15 protein-coding genes are annotated in these 12,109 nt (G+C 55.4%); 10 read left to right on the top strand and 5 right to left on the bottom strand.

From position 1 onward, the window contains the following. The first annotated feature begins 14 nt into the window (after positions 1 to 14). Genes BJQ97_RS14675 through BJQ97_RS14660 form a run of 4 tightly spaced genes read left to right on the top strand, consistent with a single transcriptional unit; the run spans position 15 to position 3,348 of the window. Complete coding sequence (locus tag BJQ97_RS14675; RefSeq protein ID WP_160157131.1) at positions 15 to 893, top strand: branched-chain amino acid ABC transporter permease; 879 nt, start codon at positions 15 to 17, stop codon at positions 891 to 893. A gap of 16 nt (positions 894 to 909) precedes the next feature. After that, the gene (locus BJQ97_RS14670; protein ID WP_160157130.1) at positions 910 to 1,884 is read left to right on the top strand and encodes a branched-chain amino acid ABC transporter permease; all 975 of its coding nucleotides are present in this window, start codon (positions 910 to 912) and stop codon (positions 1,882 to 1,884) included. Then, positions 1,859 to 2,638, top strand: coding sequence for an ABC transporter ATP-binding protein (locus BJQ97_RS14665; RefSeq protein WP_160157129.1), 780 nt, complete (start codon positions 1,859 to 1,861; stop codon positions 2,636 to 2,638). The genes BJQ97_RS14670 and BJQ97_RS14665 overlap by 26 nt, the downstream gene beginning before the upstream one ends. 2 nt (positions 2,639 to 2,640) lie before the next feature. Further along, positions 2,641 to 3,348: an ABC transporter ATP-binding protein gene (locus BJQ97_RS14660; protein WP_160157128.1), complete on the top strand. Its 708-nt coding sequence runs from the start codon at positions 2,641 to 2,643 to the stop codon at positions 3,346 to 3,348. 301 nt (positions 3,349 to 3,649) lie between these two features. On the opposite strand, the gene BJQ97_RS14655 is transcribed toward BJQ97_RS14660, so the two are convergent. Continuing rightward, entirely contained in the window at positions 3,650 to 4,639 is a 990-nt protein-coding gene (locus tag BJQ97_RS14655; protein ID WP_160157127.1) for a M23 family metallopeptidase, read from the bottom strand. A gap of 166 nt (positions 4,640 to 4,805) precedes the next feature. Between BJQ97_RS14655 and lipA the strand changes: the two genes are divergently transcribed. Continuing rightward, positions 4,806 to 5,702: a lipoyl synthase gene (lipA, locus tag BJQ97_RS14650; RefSeq protein ID WP_160157126.1), complete on the top strand. Its 897-nt coding sequence runs from the start codon at positions 4,806 to 4,808 to the stop codon at positions 5,700 to 5,702. A gap of 121 nt (positions 5,703 to 5,823) precedes the next feature. On the opposite strand, the gene BJQ97_RS14645 is transcribed toward lipA, so the two are convergent. Continuing rightward, positions 5,824 to 6,510 carry a YhcN/YlaJ family sporulation lipoprotein gene (locus BJQ97_RS14645; RefSeq protein ID WP_160157125.1) on the bottom strand — a complete coding sequence of 229 codons (687 nt, stop codon included), beginning with the start codon at positions 6,508 to 6,510 and terminating at the stop codon, positions 5,824 to 5,826. Between the two features lie 112 nt (positions 6,511 to 6,622). Between BJQ97_RS14645 and BJQ97_RS14640 the strand changes: the two genes are divergently transcribed. Further along, a complete protein-coding gene (locus BJQ97_RS14640; protein WP_013144326.1) occupies positions 6,623 to 6,898 on the top strand; it encodes a YutD family protein in 276 nt (91 codons plus the stop codon). A 213-nt stretch (positions 6,899 to 7,111) separates the two neighbouring features. On the opposite strand, the gene BJQ97_RS14635 is transcribed toward BJQ97_RS14640, so the two are convergent. Beyond that, positions 7,112 to 7,405 carry a cytosolic protein gene (locus tag BJQ97_RS14635; protein ID WP_160157124.1) on the bottom strand — a complete coding sequence of 98 codons (294 nt, stop codon included), beginning with the start codon at positions 7,403 to 7,405 and terminating at the stop codon, positions 7,112 to 7,114. A gap of 57 nt (positions 7,406 to 7,462) precedes the next feature. Next, entirely contained in the window at positions 7,463 to 7,732 is a 270-nt protein-coding gene (locus tag BJQ97_RS14630) for a DUF3055 domain-containing protein (protein ID WP_160157123.1), read from the bottom strand. A 102-nt stretch (positions 7,733 to 7,834) separates the two neighbouring features. Between BJQ97_RS14630 and hepT the strand changes: the two genes are divergently transcribed. After that, positions 7,835 to 8,272 (top strand): type VII toxin-antitoxin system HepT family RNase toxin, encoded by a 438-nt coding sequence (gene hepT / locus BJQ97_RS14625; protein WP_160157122.1) that lies wholly within the window; start codon positions 7,835 to 7,837, stop codon positions 8,270 to 8,272. 24 nt (positions 8,273 to 8,296) lie between these two features. Then, entirely contained in the window at positions 8,297 to 9,067 is a 771-nt protein-coding gene (locus BJQ97_RS14620) for a TIGR01457 family HAD-type hydrolase (RefSeq protein WP_160157121.1), read from the top strand. Positions 9,068 to 9,151: 84 nt separating this feature from the next. On the opposite strand, the gene BJQ97_RS14615 is transcribed toward BJQ97_RS14620, so the two are convergent. Further along, on the bottom strand, positions 9,152 to 9,649 hold the full coding sequence (locus BJQ97_RS14615; RefSeq protein ID WP_011232437.1) for a phosphatidylglycerophosphatase A family protein: 498 nt from the start codon (positions 9,647 to 9,649) through the stop codon (positions 9,152 to 9,154). A gap of 294 nt (positions 9,650 to 9,943) precedes the next feature. Between BJQ97_RS14615 and yutH the strand changes: the two genes are divergently transcribed. Then, entirely contained in the window at positions 9,944 to 10,945 is a 1,002-nt protein-coding gene (gene yutH / locus BJQ97_RS14610) for a spore coat putative kinase YutH (protein ID WP_160157120.1), read from the top strand. A 145-nt stretch (positions 10,946 to 11,090) separates the two neighbouring features. Further along, positions 11,091 to 12,065 (top strand): 2-hydroxyacid dehydrogenase, encoded by a 975-nt coding sequence (locus tag BJQ97_RS14605; RefSeq protein ID WP_160157119.1) that lies wholly within the window; start codon positions 11,091 to 11,093, stop codon positions 12,063 to 12,065. Positions 12,066 to 12,109 lie beyond the last annotated feature (44 nt).

The raw sequence follows: 12,109 nt of genomic DNA, 5'->3' as shown, positions 1-12,109 counted from the left end.
AGGAGCGTGCAGACATGGAACTCATTCAACAGCTGGTCAACGGCATTTCGCTAGGCAGCATTTATGCGCTCATCGCTCTTGGCTATACGATGGTGTATGGCATCGTTCGGCTCATCAATTTCGCCCATGGCGACGTCTTTATGGTCGGTTCATTCGTCGGTTTTTACGCCGTCACGATGCTTCACGTCGGCTTTGTCCCGGCGCTTTTGCTGGCGATGGCAGCTTGCGCCGTGCTTGGGATGATCATCGAGCGGATTGCGTACAAGCCGCTGCGCAATGCGGCGCGCATCGCTGTGCTCATTACGGCGATCGGCGTTTCGCTGCTTATCGAGTACGTCACCATTTATTTGCGCGGAGCCCAGCCGGAAGCGTATCCGAGCACATTGCTGCCGGACCGGAATTTGGAGCTGTTTGGGGTTGTCATCAGCAGCCAGTCGCTGTTCATCCTCGGCACGTCCCTCGTTTTGATGGTCCTTCTTCAGTTCATCGTTCACCGGACAAAAATCGGGAAAGCGATGCGCGCCGTCTCCCACGATGCGGAAGCGGCCCGGTTGATGGGGATTAACGTCGACAATACGATTTCGGCCACGTTCGCCATCGGTTCGGCGCTTGCGGGGGCGGCCGGCGTCATTTTCGGCATTTATTATACAAAAATCGAGCCATTGATGGGCATTCTTCCTGGATTGAAAGCGTTTGTCGCCGCTGTGCTGGGCGGAATCGGCATCATTCCAGGAGCGATGGTCGGAGGGCTTTTGCTTGGCGTCATCGAATCGCTCGTCAGCGGGCTCGGCTATTCGCTCTGGCGCGACGGAGCAGCGTTTGTCATTTTAATTCTCATCCTCATTTTCCGGCCGGCCGGATTGTTTGGCAAGAACGTACGAGAAAAAGTGTAAAGGATGGTAGGGGACAATGGCAACTTGGAAGCGGACTCGTGGATTTTGGGTTTCCGTCATACTGGCTTTCGCCTTTTTCGCTGTTGTCGAGTGGCTGATTGCAAGTGGGACGCTCAATGTGTTTTATGTGAACACCCTCTTTTTCATGGCGATCAACGTCATGCTGGCCGCGAGCCTTCACTTGATCATCGGCATCACCGGACAGTTTTCGATTGGACATGCCGGCTTTTTCGCCGTCGGCGCTTACGCTTCAGCCGTCATGACGATGAAGCTGCAGCTGCCGTTTGCGGTCGGCGTCTTGACCGCCGGGGCGGCGGCGGCGCTCGCCGGGCTCATCATCGGCGTGCCGAGCCTGCGTTTAAAAGGCGATTACTTGGCGATCGCCACGCTTGGGTTTGGCGAAATTGTCCGCATCGCGCTCTTGAACATCGATTACGTCGGCGGGGCGAGCGGCATGACGGTGACGCATATGACGACATGGCCGTGGGTGTTCGCCTGCCTATTTGTGACGATTTTGGTGATCGCCAACTTCACCAACTCAACGCATGGGCGGGCGTGCATCTCGATTCGCGAAGATGAAATCGCCGCGGATGCCATGGGGATCAATACGACGTATTACAAAGTGGCGGCGTTTGCGATCGGTTCGTTTTTCGCCGGCATCGCCGGGGCGCTGTACGCCCATCACTTTTACATCATTCAGCCGTCGAACTTCGGCTTTTTAAAATCGTTTGACATTTTGATTTTCGTCGTGCTCGGCGGGCTCGGCAGCCTATCCGGCGCGGTGGTGGCGGCGGTGCTGCTGACGATCGTTTCGACGTTCTTGCAAAACTATCCGGAAACAAGGATGATCATTTACAGCATCGTCTTGATTTTGGTGATGCTGTACCGTCCAACCGGGCTGATGGGGACGAAAGAACTATCTTCGCTCTTCAAATGGCGGAAGGCAGCGCAGGGAGGAATGAATCATGGCGGCAACAACACCGTTGCTTAAGGCAGAAAACATCGGCATCCAGTTTGGCGGGCTGAAGGCGCTCTCCGGTGTGACGATGGAGCTTCATCAAGGGGAGCTTGTCGGGCTCATCGGCCCGAACGGCGCCGGGAAAACGACGCTGTTTAACTTATTGACGGGCGTGTATGTGCCGACTGACGGGCGGATTATGCTTGACGGCGAGACGTTGAACGGCCTGCCGCCATATAAAATTACGCGCAAAGGGATCAGCCGGACGTTTCAAAACATTCGTCTGTTCGGCGAACTGTCGGTCTTGGACAACGTGAAAGTCGCCTACCATGCGCACGCCCGCCATTCGATCGCGAGCTCCATTCTCCGCCTCCCGTCCCATTTCCGCGGTGAGAAGGAGATGGAAGAAAAGGCGATCGAGTTTTTGAAAATCTTCCAGCTTGATGGCGTCATGCACGAGAAGGCGAAAAACTTGCCGTACGGCCAGCAGCGCCGGCTTGAGATCGCCCGGGCGCTGGCGGCGCAGCCAAAAGTGCTTTTGCTTGACGAGCCGGCCGCCGGCATGAACCCGCAAGAAACGAAAGAATTGATGAAGTTGATTGCGTTCATTCGCGAACGGTTTGCTTTGACGATTTTGTTGATTGAGCATGACATGTCGCTTGTCATGGGCATATGCGAGCGCATTTACGTGTTGGATCACGGCCAGCTGATCGCTGAAGGCACGCCGGAACAAGTGCGCAGCAACCCGAAAGTGATCGAGGCTTACCTTGGCGAGGAGGTGTCGTGACCATGTTGAAAGTGGATGGAATCGATGTATTTTACGGCAACATTCATGCCTTAAAAGACGTATCGCTTGAGGTGAACAAAGGCGAGATCGTCACGCTGATCGGAGCGAACGGTGCGGGGAAAACGACGCTTCTGAAAACCATTTCCGGGCTGCTTAGGCCGAAAAACGGCGACATCGTGTATGAGGGAGCCTCGATCGCCGGCAAGGCGGCGCAGACAATCGTCAAGCAAGGCATTTCTCACGTGCCGGAAGGGCGGCGCGTGTTCGCCAATATGACGGTCGAGGAAAACTTGGAGCTCGGCGCGTTTTTGCGCAAAGACAAAGAAGGCATTCAACAAGACTTTGCCAAAGTCTTTCAGCTGTTCCCGCGCCTTGAGGAGCGGCGCAAGCAATTGGCCGGCACGCTCTCGGGCGGCGAACAGCAAATGCTCGCCATCGGCCGCGCGCTCATGGCGCGCCCGAAGTTGCTCTTGCTTGACGAACCGTCAATGGGGCTCGCGCCGCTTTTGGTCAAAACGATTTTCCGCATCATTCAGGAAATCAACGAGTCGGGGACGACGATTTTGCTTGTCGAACAAAACGCCCATATGGCGCTTTCCATCGCGCATCGCGCCTATGTCCTCGAATCGGGCCGCGTCGTCTTGTCGGGAACAGCGAGCGAGCTGCAGGCGAGCGAGCAGGTGAAGCAGGCGTATTTGGGCGGGCATTGAGAAACGATAGGCGGAAGAACGTCAGCGGAAAGCCGTTTCAAACGGTTGGCGCCGCCGTGGAAAAAGGGGGGCCGAACAGATCGGGCCCCTTTTCTAATTGCTGGATATTAGGTTTAAAGGAAATGGCCTTTTGGAGAGGGCCCTTTTCCCTGCTTGCCCCGTTTTGTCCGGCGAATGCCGGCTGGGATGGAGGGACGGGAAACATCGGCGTCCGGGACGTCTCTGCTCTTGAAAAAACATGCCGCTTATTTGGGCGTCTGGCGTTGGCGGAGAGAACCCGATCACGCCAGCCCCCGCGCGGCTAGCGGCGCCGTTGTTGCCGCTCGGCCCGCTCCCATGCTTTTAGGTGCGGGTACGGATCAAACGCCCATTCGGTATAGCCGTTGTCTTTGTACATGCCGTAGTGAAGATGGGGCGGAAATTTCCCTGCCGTGCCGGGCGGACCGTAGCCAGAGCTGCCGACTGAGCCGATGATCGTCCCCGGCTCGACGATTTGCCCTTCGCGAAGATCGGCGGCGAAGCCGTTCAAATGGGCGAAGTAATGGTACGTGTTGTTGATGTCGCGGATGCCGACGCGCCAGCCGCCGTATTTGTTCCACCCCTTCAGCTCGACGATGCCGTAGCACGTCGAGCGCACCGGAACGCCGTAGCCGGCGAAAATATCGGTTCCTTCATGAATGCGCCGCCCGCCCCAGCCGCGCGCATCGCCCCATGTATCGCGGTAGCTGTAAGTGGCCCCTAGCGGAAGCGGAAACACGTGGTTGTCCAATTTCAACGTCTGATATTTTTTGTAAATTCTTGCCTTTCCTAAAATCAAGTCGACGGTCTTGGCGCGTTGGTAATAGTTCCAAAGCGCGATTTTGATATGGCGGTGATCGATGCCGTACGTCTGCAAATAGCGGGCCATGGCCATGATCACATCGTCGTCGTCGTCCGCCCGCGCATAGCCGTCGCCGTCGCCGTCCACGCCAAGGCCGCCAAACTGGGAGATCGTAAACGGGTTCGTATCGTGCGGGTTTTTGTTCAGCGGCCCGGCCCATACTTCCGGCTTCATATAAATGCCGAGCACGCCGGCCGGCTTGGGCAGGTCGCGGCGCACTTGCCGGACGTTTCGCTCATACTGGTCAATGGCCGCAAAGTAATGCCACGGGATCAAGGAAACGGCTTCAGCCTTTTTGTACAGCTCCATCCGCTTTTCATACACCGCCTCTTCCTGTTCCGCCGCGGAAGCCGCGCCGGCGGCGATCCACAGCATCGCTGCCGCCGATATGGCGGCAAGCCATCGATGCACGCGTATTCCCCCTTTCCGCCCGTTTCATATGTTTAGTTTGGGGAGAAACGGGGATTTCATAAATGTTAAAAGGAGGAAAATCGTCTGATGGACGATTTTTTTGTGTTTTCCTGCGCTTTTCATTATAATGAGAAATGAACAATCCTCGACAAGTGGAGTGAGAACGATGGCGACGAAAGAAGAACACGTCCGCAAGCCGGACTGGTTGAAAATCAAGTTGAACACGAACGAGAATTATATCGGTTTAAAGAAGCTGATGCGGGAAAACCGTTTACATACTGTTTGCGAGGAAGCGAAGTGCCCAAACATTCACGAATGCTGGGCCGTACGGCGGACGGCGACGTTTATGATTTTAGGCAGCGTCTGCACGCGCGCCTGCCGCTTCTGCGCTGTCAAAACTGGACTACCGACCGAGCTCGACTGGCAGGAGCCGGAACGCGTCGCGGAATCGGTGCGCATCATGAACTTGAAACACGTCGTCGTCACCGCCGTCGCCCGCGATGACTTGAAAGACGGGGGGGCGGCGATATTCGCCGAAACGGTGCGCGCCATCCGCCGGAAAAACCCGTTTACGACGATTGAGGTGCTACCGTCGGATATGGGCGGGGTGTATGAAAACTTGAAAATTTTGATGGATGCCCGCCCTGACATTTTAAACCATAACATCGAAACGGTGCGCCGCTTGACTCCAAGGGTGCGCGCCCGCGCGACGTACGAACGTTCGCTTGAGTTTTTGCGGCGCGCGAAAGAATTGCAGCCGGACATTCCGACGAAATCGAGCATCATGGTCGGCCTTGGGGAAACGAAAGAGGAAATCGTGGAAGCGATGGACGATTTGCGCGCCAACCATGTCGACATTTTGACGATCGGCCAGTATTTGCAGCCGACGAAAAAACATTTGAAAGTTGTAAAATATTACCATCCAGATGAGTTTCAAGAGCTGAAAGAAATCGCGTTGAGCAAAGGGTTCAGCCATTGTGAAGCCGGCCCGCTCGTCCGCTCGTCGTACCATGCCGATGAGCAGGTGAATGAAGCGGCGAAAGCGCGGCAGTTGAAAGCGTAACATCCACCGAACGGCGCGAAAGCAAGTAAGCGTTGTTTTAGCGGCTGTAAGCATCTCCCGGCCGGATGAACGCGAAGAAACGGTCATGCCTTTCATCAAGAAGGCAGACCGTTTCTTTTCCCTAGCGCCCCGCTTTCGTCGCCCGCGGCGTGCCGTCGCGGAAATCTCGGTCTAATTCATCGTTTGTTTCATTGATCATTTCGCCGTTTTCATTTTCCCCGTCGCTCAGCTTTTTCCCTTGCGGATAGTTCAACATCCGCTGAATCGTCGCATCGAGAATTTGGTCGATGTTGCGCGTGTTCGAATCAAGGCGCCCGAAGCGCTCGATGTCCTTCATCAGCTGCGGATTGTCGGCGACATACACATGGTAGTAGCGGGGAACGACGGAAAGCGCTGTTTTTTTCACTTGATCGGCGGTTAGCTGCCGGTTGTTCGTATCCGCGTCATACACGACGAGCACTTCCTCGTCCGTGACGAGCGTGGCGACGTCTTTGACGCCCGGCAACTGGGTGCACAATTTGCTGATTAAATCAGCCGCTTTCTCGCGGTTGAAGGACGGCATGTCGTTATAGCCGTTTGCATCGCCGAGGATCGGGCTTTTTTGATGGCGGACGTACCCGAAGTTGTTCATCGGCGTGTCATCGCCGTTGGGCACCCCGTTTTCATTGTACAGCTCGTTGCGGTCGGTGACGTTGATCGTGTTGCCGCTCCGCTTGTAAATGTCGGTGTTTTCGTCCTCGGCCGTCTGCGCGCAGCCGGCGAGGGCGACGGCCGTCCCGAACGCAACGGCCAGCCATGGTCGTCTCATCGTCAGCACCCCCTTCGCTTTTAGGGTGGCACAGAGCGGTTCATTTGATGACAGTAATTGATTGGGTGCGGTGCATCTTTTATGATGGAAGTGGAAAGGCGAGGTGAGAACAGTGATTTGCATTAACAATCATTGTTACGAACTGGTGGAAAATGTGAAAAACGCCTTTAATGAAGAAGCCTTCCGCGCCCGATATGCGGACATTTTGGCGAAGTACGACTACATTGTCGGGGACTGGGGGTACAACCAGCTCCGGTTGCGCGGGTTTTTTGACGACCATAACCAAAAAGCGACGTACGATACGAAAATCAGCACGTTGTCCGAATATTTGTATGAATATTGCAACTTCGGCTGCGCGTATTTTGTGCTGCGCAAGGTGAAACGGTAACCGCGCCAGCCGACTGGGGTGCGGCGGTGCCGGAGAAGAGGCGGGAGCAAGAAATCGCTGCGCGGCGAAAGGCTCGCAGGAGGGAAGACAGTCCGCGGACAGACTAAAAGCGGCGCCGCGCCATTCTCATCGCCGCCGCATGGCGAGACGGCAAAGGCGGCAGCCGCCATAGGATGGGCGGCTGCTCCGTTTCTTTCGTTGTTCCGCTGAATGTCAAGCTTGTTCTTCTGTTTCATTGTACGGAAACTGTTCGCTCTGATGCGGATCGTCGTGCGGCGGGTGGGCGGCTGGGTCGCGCCTCGGAATGTTTTGGTGGAACGATTTAAACTCGTAGTTGAAGGCGCTGTAATGCCGCTGGCCTTCCTTCCAAGGCGTGCTTTTGTTTTCGACCGGCGCGTCGTCGCGGCGCGGCGAGCCGTACGGTCCTTCTGGGAACTCTTCAGCGGTCAAGAAATTGCGCTGTTTCTCGACGTCGGAAAAATCGGCATATGTTTCCCGTTCTGCCATTCGTCTCACCTTCCTTGCTGCTTCGGTGTTTCATAAGATGCCCGAAACCGAGGAAGGTTATGAGAGATGCTCCTCCAAAAAGGCGCGCAAATCGTTGGCATCTTGTTCATGAAGCTGGTAGGCGTGCTCGATATAGCCTGGCTCCTCCAAATCGTCGCGCCCGAGAATGGCAAAGCGGTTGCTTTGCAAGTCGAGCACGAGCCGCTTCCCGTAAAAACGATCCGTTTCGATGAGCGCCAAATCAAACCGCTGCCGCTCGCCGACAAAGCTGACGAAGCGGACGGCCGCTTCGACCGTGTCGTCGTATAAATAAAACCGTTCGCCCATAATTTGAGCCCCTCCTGTTTTTTTCGTCTATGTCCATCATAGCAGACAGGCGGCGAAAACGGGAGACCGCAAATCGCACAAAGAAACGAGGAGGGATGAAGGATGTATTTTGTCGATCGCAAAAAATTGGAAGAAACGCTCAGCTGCATGGAACAAATGCTCGACCGTTACAAGGCCGAGGAGCGATGGGACGAGCCGCTTCGGCAATTGGCGCTCGAACGGATCGCTCATATCATCATCGAGGCGGTGTTGGACGTCGGCAACGCCATGATCGATGGGTTTATTATGCGCGACCCGGGCAGCTACAACGACATCATCGACATTTTGGCTGACGAACGAGTAATCTCGCCGGCGGATGCCGACCGATTGAAATCGTTCATCGCCCATCGGAAAATGCTTGTGCACGAATATGCAAGCGTCGATCACGCGAAATTGCTCGCCGATCTGAACAAACATTTGCCGGCGCTTGAAGCGTATCCGAAGGCGGTGCGCGCTTACCTGGAAAGCGAGCTCGGTCCGGTGTCGGCGTTTCGCAATTGATGGCGGGAAAGGAGAGAGAATGCATTGAAACGATACAACGGCTACCTCATCGATTTGGACGGGACGATGTACCGTGGCACCGAATGCATCGCTGAGGCGCGGATGTTTGTCAACGAGCTGCACCGCCGCGGCATTCCGTATTTGTTTGTCACGAACAATTCGTCGCGCACACCGGCGCAAGTAGCGGAAAAATTGCGTTCGTTCGGCGTGCCGGCCGAGGAGAAGCATGTGTTTACGACAAGCCAGGCGACGGCGAATTACATTTTTGAAAAAAAACCGGATGCTTCCGTGTATGTGATCGGCGAAGAAGGGCTCCAAACCGCCTTGGCGGACAAAGGATTCCGTTTGGCCGGCGAAGATGCGGATGTCGTCGTCATCGGGATTGATCGGCAAATTACATACGAAAAGTTCGCTGTCGCTTGTCTGGCTGTCCGAAATGGAGCGATGTTCATCTCAACGAACGGCGACATCGCCTTGCCGACGGAGCGCGGGCTTTTGCCGGGCAACGGAGCTCTGACGTCGGTCGTCGCCGTATCGACGCAGGTGAAGCCGACATTTATCGGCAAGCCGGAAAAAATCATTATGGAGCAGGCGCTCAAAGTGCTCGGCGTCGCGAAGGAGGACGTGCTGATGATCGGCGACTATTATGAAACGGATATTTTAGCCGGCATGAACGCTGGCATTGATACGCTGTTAGTTCATACGGGCGTTACGACAAAAGACATGCTCACCCGTTGCGAACGGATGCCGACGTATACGGCCGATTCGCTTTTGGAATGGCTTGACCGCTTGTAAACAACGCCGCCTTGCCAAAAAAAGGCAAGGCGGCGTTTCATGTTGCTCGGCGCGGATGAAGGGCGCGCATGGGCGGCGCCGACGTTACTCGGCATTGGCAGCCCGGTGCGCCAGGCGGCTTGACGCCGCCGCGGCGATGGCGCCGACAATGTCGTCCAAAAACGTGTTGCATTTGCCGGTTGATTTATCATTTAAATATTGCAAAATGCCCGGTTTTTGCTTATCGATATAGCCGTAGTTTGTAAACCCGATCGATCCGTACACATTCACGATCGACAGCGCCAAAATTTCGTCGACGCCATACAGCCCTTCATCGCGGCGAATGATCGACTGCAGCGGTTCATCGAGCCGGCCGTCTTCGGCGAGTTTATCCAATTGGATGCCGGTTAGAATCGCATTTTGCACTTCGCGTTTCGAAATGACGCGGTTGACGTTTTCGATGCACTCCTCCATCGTTAAATCGGGATGATATTTTGATTGCAAGTAATACACGAGCTCTGCAATTTTTTCCACGGTCACCCCCCGTTCCTCAAGCCAGCGCCGAGCTGTTTGTTCCAGATTGTTCATAATGAATTCGCTCATGAACTTCACCTGTTTCTTTTAGAAAGTCGTTTTCTATATATATGTATCATGTCATAAATCAGTCCGTCATATAAAGAAAAATGCTCATCGGCTTTTTTGGCGCCCGCTGTCATATATAAAAAGTAGCCCTCTTTTTCCGCGGCCATGCGCTGGCTGATCGCATAGGCGCGTGAATGGGGCCGTTTCCTGCTGGAGCGGAGGCGGAATCGGCTCATCGATGGGGCGGCGATGAGATGAAGGGGTGGAACGAGCGGAATGACTGGTTTCGGCAAAAAGGAAAAAGGAGGAGCGGCGATGGAAGCTTGGGTGCGTGAACAGTACAACATGCGCGTCGAACGCTTCGAACAAAGAGGGATGCATACCGCGTTTTGGCATAAGCAGGAGCGTTTCCTCATTGTTTCCGCTGATGGGCAAAGCGAAGCGGAAATGGAAGAGCGCCAACAAATGAGCCGCTATTTGCGGGCAAAAGGAGTGGACGGCGTCGGAGAACTGGTCAAAACGACGTCCGGAACGTATATCGCCCTCTATAATGGACAGCCGTTGGCGCTCGTTCGTGCTCCGCTTCCGGCGGCCCGCTTTCGTTCGCTCGGAAGGGAATTGGCGGTGATGCATGAATGCGGAAGAACGTGTCCATGGCCGATCGTCGCATGCCGGCGCATCGGCCAATGGCGGGAACTATGGGCGAAGCGGATCGATCAAATGGAGGCGTTTTGGTCGAGCAAGCTCGCTGCTGGACCGTTGTCGCCGTTTGATCGGCTGTTTATCGAGTCGTTTCCGTACTATTTAGGTTTGGCGGAAAACGCGGTGCAGTATGTGGCGGATACCGAGATTGACGAAGAACCAGGGCGCATCGATTACGCGGCATTTTGCCATGAGCGTCTCCCCGAGGCGAAGTGGGCTGGGGGGATCGAAGCGAAGCTGCCGACCGACTGGGTGTATGACCATTGCGCCCGCGATTTGGCGGAATGGGTGCGCCATTTGTACGAAAAGAGCGGACTTGGCTGTCAGCGGGCGGTGCGGCAGTTTTTTCAAGAGTATGAACATGCGTCGCCGCTGTCGCCGTTTGCTTGGAGACTCGTTTACGCCAGGCTGTTGTTTCCGCTTTCCTATTTTGAATGTGTCGAGGCATATTATATCGCAGTGGATGAGAGTGAACAGACAAGGCGGGAGGGGGAGTTGCGGCGCTTGCTGGAGCGATCGCATGAATATGAACGGTTTTTGGCTTCGTTTGCCAAGATCGCCGGCATCTCAAACCGCATCCGCCTGCCGGCGGTCGAGTGGCTGCCCCCGGCGTAACGCAGGGAAGACAGCTTTCCCGCTTTTTTTGGCCCAAACGAAAAAACGATCGCTTCCCTGCCGTTAAACCTTAGGGGCAACTTCCCGTTTTTTTTCGGCCAAAGTTGTGATAAGATTTAGAAAAAACGATGCGGGAGGCTGCATCATGACGAAGCCGTATGTATTCATTGCGCGAAAATTGCCCGAGGACGTGGTCGCGCCGCTTTTGACCATCGCTGAAGTAGAAATGTGGCCCCATGAAGATATGGCTGTGCCGCACGATGTGCTCGTGGAAAAGGCGAAAAGAGCGACGGCCATCTTGCCGATGGTGTCTGATCCGATCGATGAAACTGTGCTGTCTGCCGGTTCGGCGCTGAAAGTGGTCGCCAATATGGGCGTCGGCTACGATAACATTGATGTAGCGGCGGCGACCCATCGCGGCATTCTCGTTTGCAATACACCTGATGTATTGACCGATACGACGGCCGATTTGACGTTTGCTTTGTTGTTGGCCACCGCCCGCCGCCTTGTCGAAGCGGCTGAATTTTTGAAGGAAGGAAAATGGAAAAGCTGGAGCCCGTTTTTGCTTGCGGGCGCCGATGTCCATCATAAAACGATCGGCATCGTCGGCATGGGGAACATCGGTCAGGCCGTGGCGAAACGGGCGAAGGGGTTTGACATGAACATTCTGTATTACAACCGCTCCCGCCGTCCGGAGGCCGAAGAGAAGCTTGGCGCCGTCTACCGCCCGTTCGCCGACTTGCTGGCTGAGAGCGATTTTGTCGTCTGCTTGACGCCGCTCACCTCCGAGACACGCCGTTTGTTCAACCGCGAGGCGTTTCGGCAAATGAAGAAGTCTGCGATTTTCATTAACGCGGCGCGCGGAGCGGTCGTCGATGAACAGGCGTTGTATGAGGCGCTGGTCGGCGGGGAGATCGCCGCGGCCGGGCTGGATGTATTTGAAAACGAGCCGGTCGCGGCCGATCATCCGCTCGTTTCGCTTCCGAACGTCGTCGCCTTGCCGCATATCGGCAGCGCCACGTACGAAACGCGGCGCGCTATGATGACATTGGCGCGCGACAACATCATCGCCGTGCTCGAAGGCCGGCCGCCGCTGACGCCGGTGAACCGGATCTCGTAAAAATTTTCATTGCCAAATGGCCGATCGTCTTTTATAATGTCTAC

Source organism: Geobacillus sp. TFV-3, from assembly GCF_009901865.1.
Lineage (GTDB): Bacteria > Bacillota > Bacilli > Bacillales > Anoxybacillaceae > Geobacillus > Geobacillus thermoleovorans_A.
Note: the sequence above shows the minus strand (reverse complement) of the source record. Positions and strands in the feature narration are given on the sequence as shown.

What these genes read in the sequence shown, in the direction of transcription:
- BJQ97_RS14675 (WP_160157131.1), top strand. Translation starts at nt 15, where the DNA reads ATGGAACTCATTCAACAGCTGGTCAACGGCATTTCGCTAGGCAGCATT.
- BJQ97_RS14670 (WP_160157130.1), top strand. Translation starts at nt 910, where the DNA reads ATGGCAACTTGGAAGCGGACTCGTGGATTTTGGGTTTCCGTCATACTG.
- BJQ97_RS14665 (WP_160157129.1), top strand. Translation starts at nt 1,859, where the DNA reads ATGGCGGCAACAACACCGTTGCTTAAGGCAGAAAACATCGGCATCCAG.
- BJQ97_RS14660 (WP_160157128.1), top strand. Translation starts at nt 2,641, where the DNA reads ATGTTGAAAGTGGATGGAATCGATGTATTTTACGGCAACATTCATGCC.
- lipA (WP_160157126.1), top strand. Translation starts at nt 4,806, where the DNA reads ATGGCGACGAAAGAAGAACACGTCCGCAAGCCGGACTGGTTGAAAATC.
- BJQ97_RS14645 (WP_160157125.1), bottom strand. Translation starts at nt 6,510, where the DNA reads ATGAGACGACCATGGCTGGCCGTTGCGTTCGGGACGGCCGTCGCCCTC.
- BJQ97_RS14635 (WP_160157124.1), bottom strand. Translation starts at nt 7,405, where the DNA reads ATGGCAGAACGGGAAACATATGCCGATTTTTCCGACGTCGAGAAACAG.
- BJQ97_RS14630 (WP_160157123.1), bottom strand. Translation starts at nt 7,732, where the DNA reads ATGGGCGAACGGTTTTATTTATACGACGACACGGTCGAAGCGGCCGTC.
- hepT (WP_160157122.1), top strand. Translation starts at nt 7,835, where the DNA reads ATGTATTTTGTCGATCGCAAAAAATTGGAAGAAACGCTCAGCTGCATG.
- BJQ97_RS14615 (WP_011232437.1), bottom strand. Translation starts at nt 9,649, where the DNA reads ATGAGCGAATTCATTATGAACAATCTGGAACAAACAGCTCGGCGCTGG.
- yutH (WP_160157120.1), top strand. Translation starts at nt 9,944, where the DNA reads ATGGAAGCTTGGGTGCGTGAACAGTACAACATGCGCGTCGAACGCTTC.
- BJQ97_RS14605 (WP_160157119.1), top strand. Translation starts at nt 11,091, where the DNA reads ATGACGAAGCCGTATGTATTCATTGCGCGAAAATTGCCCGAGGACGTG.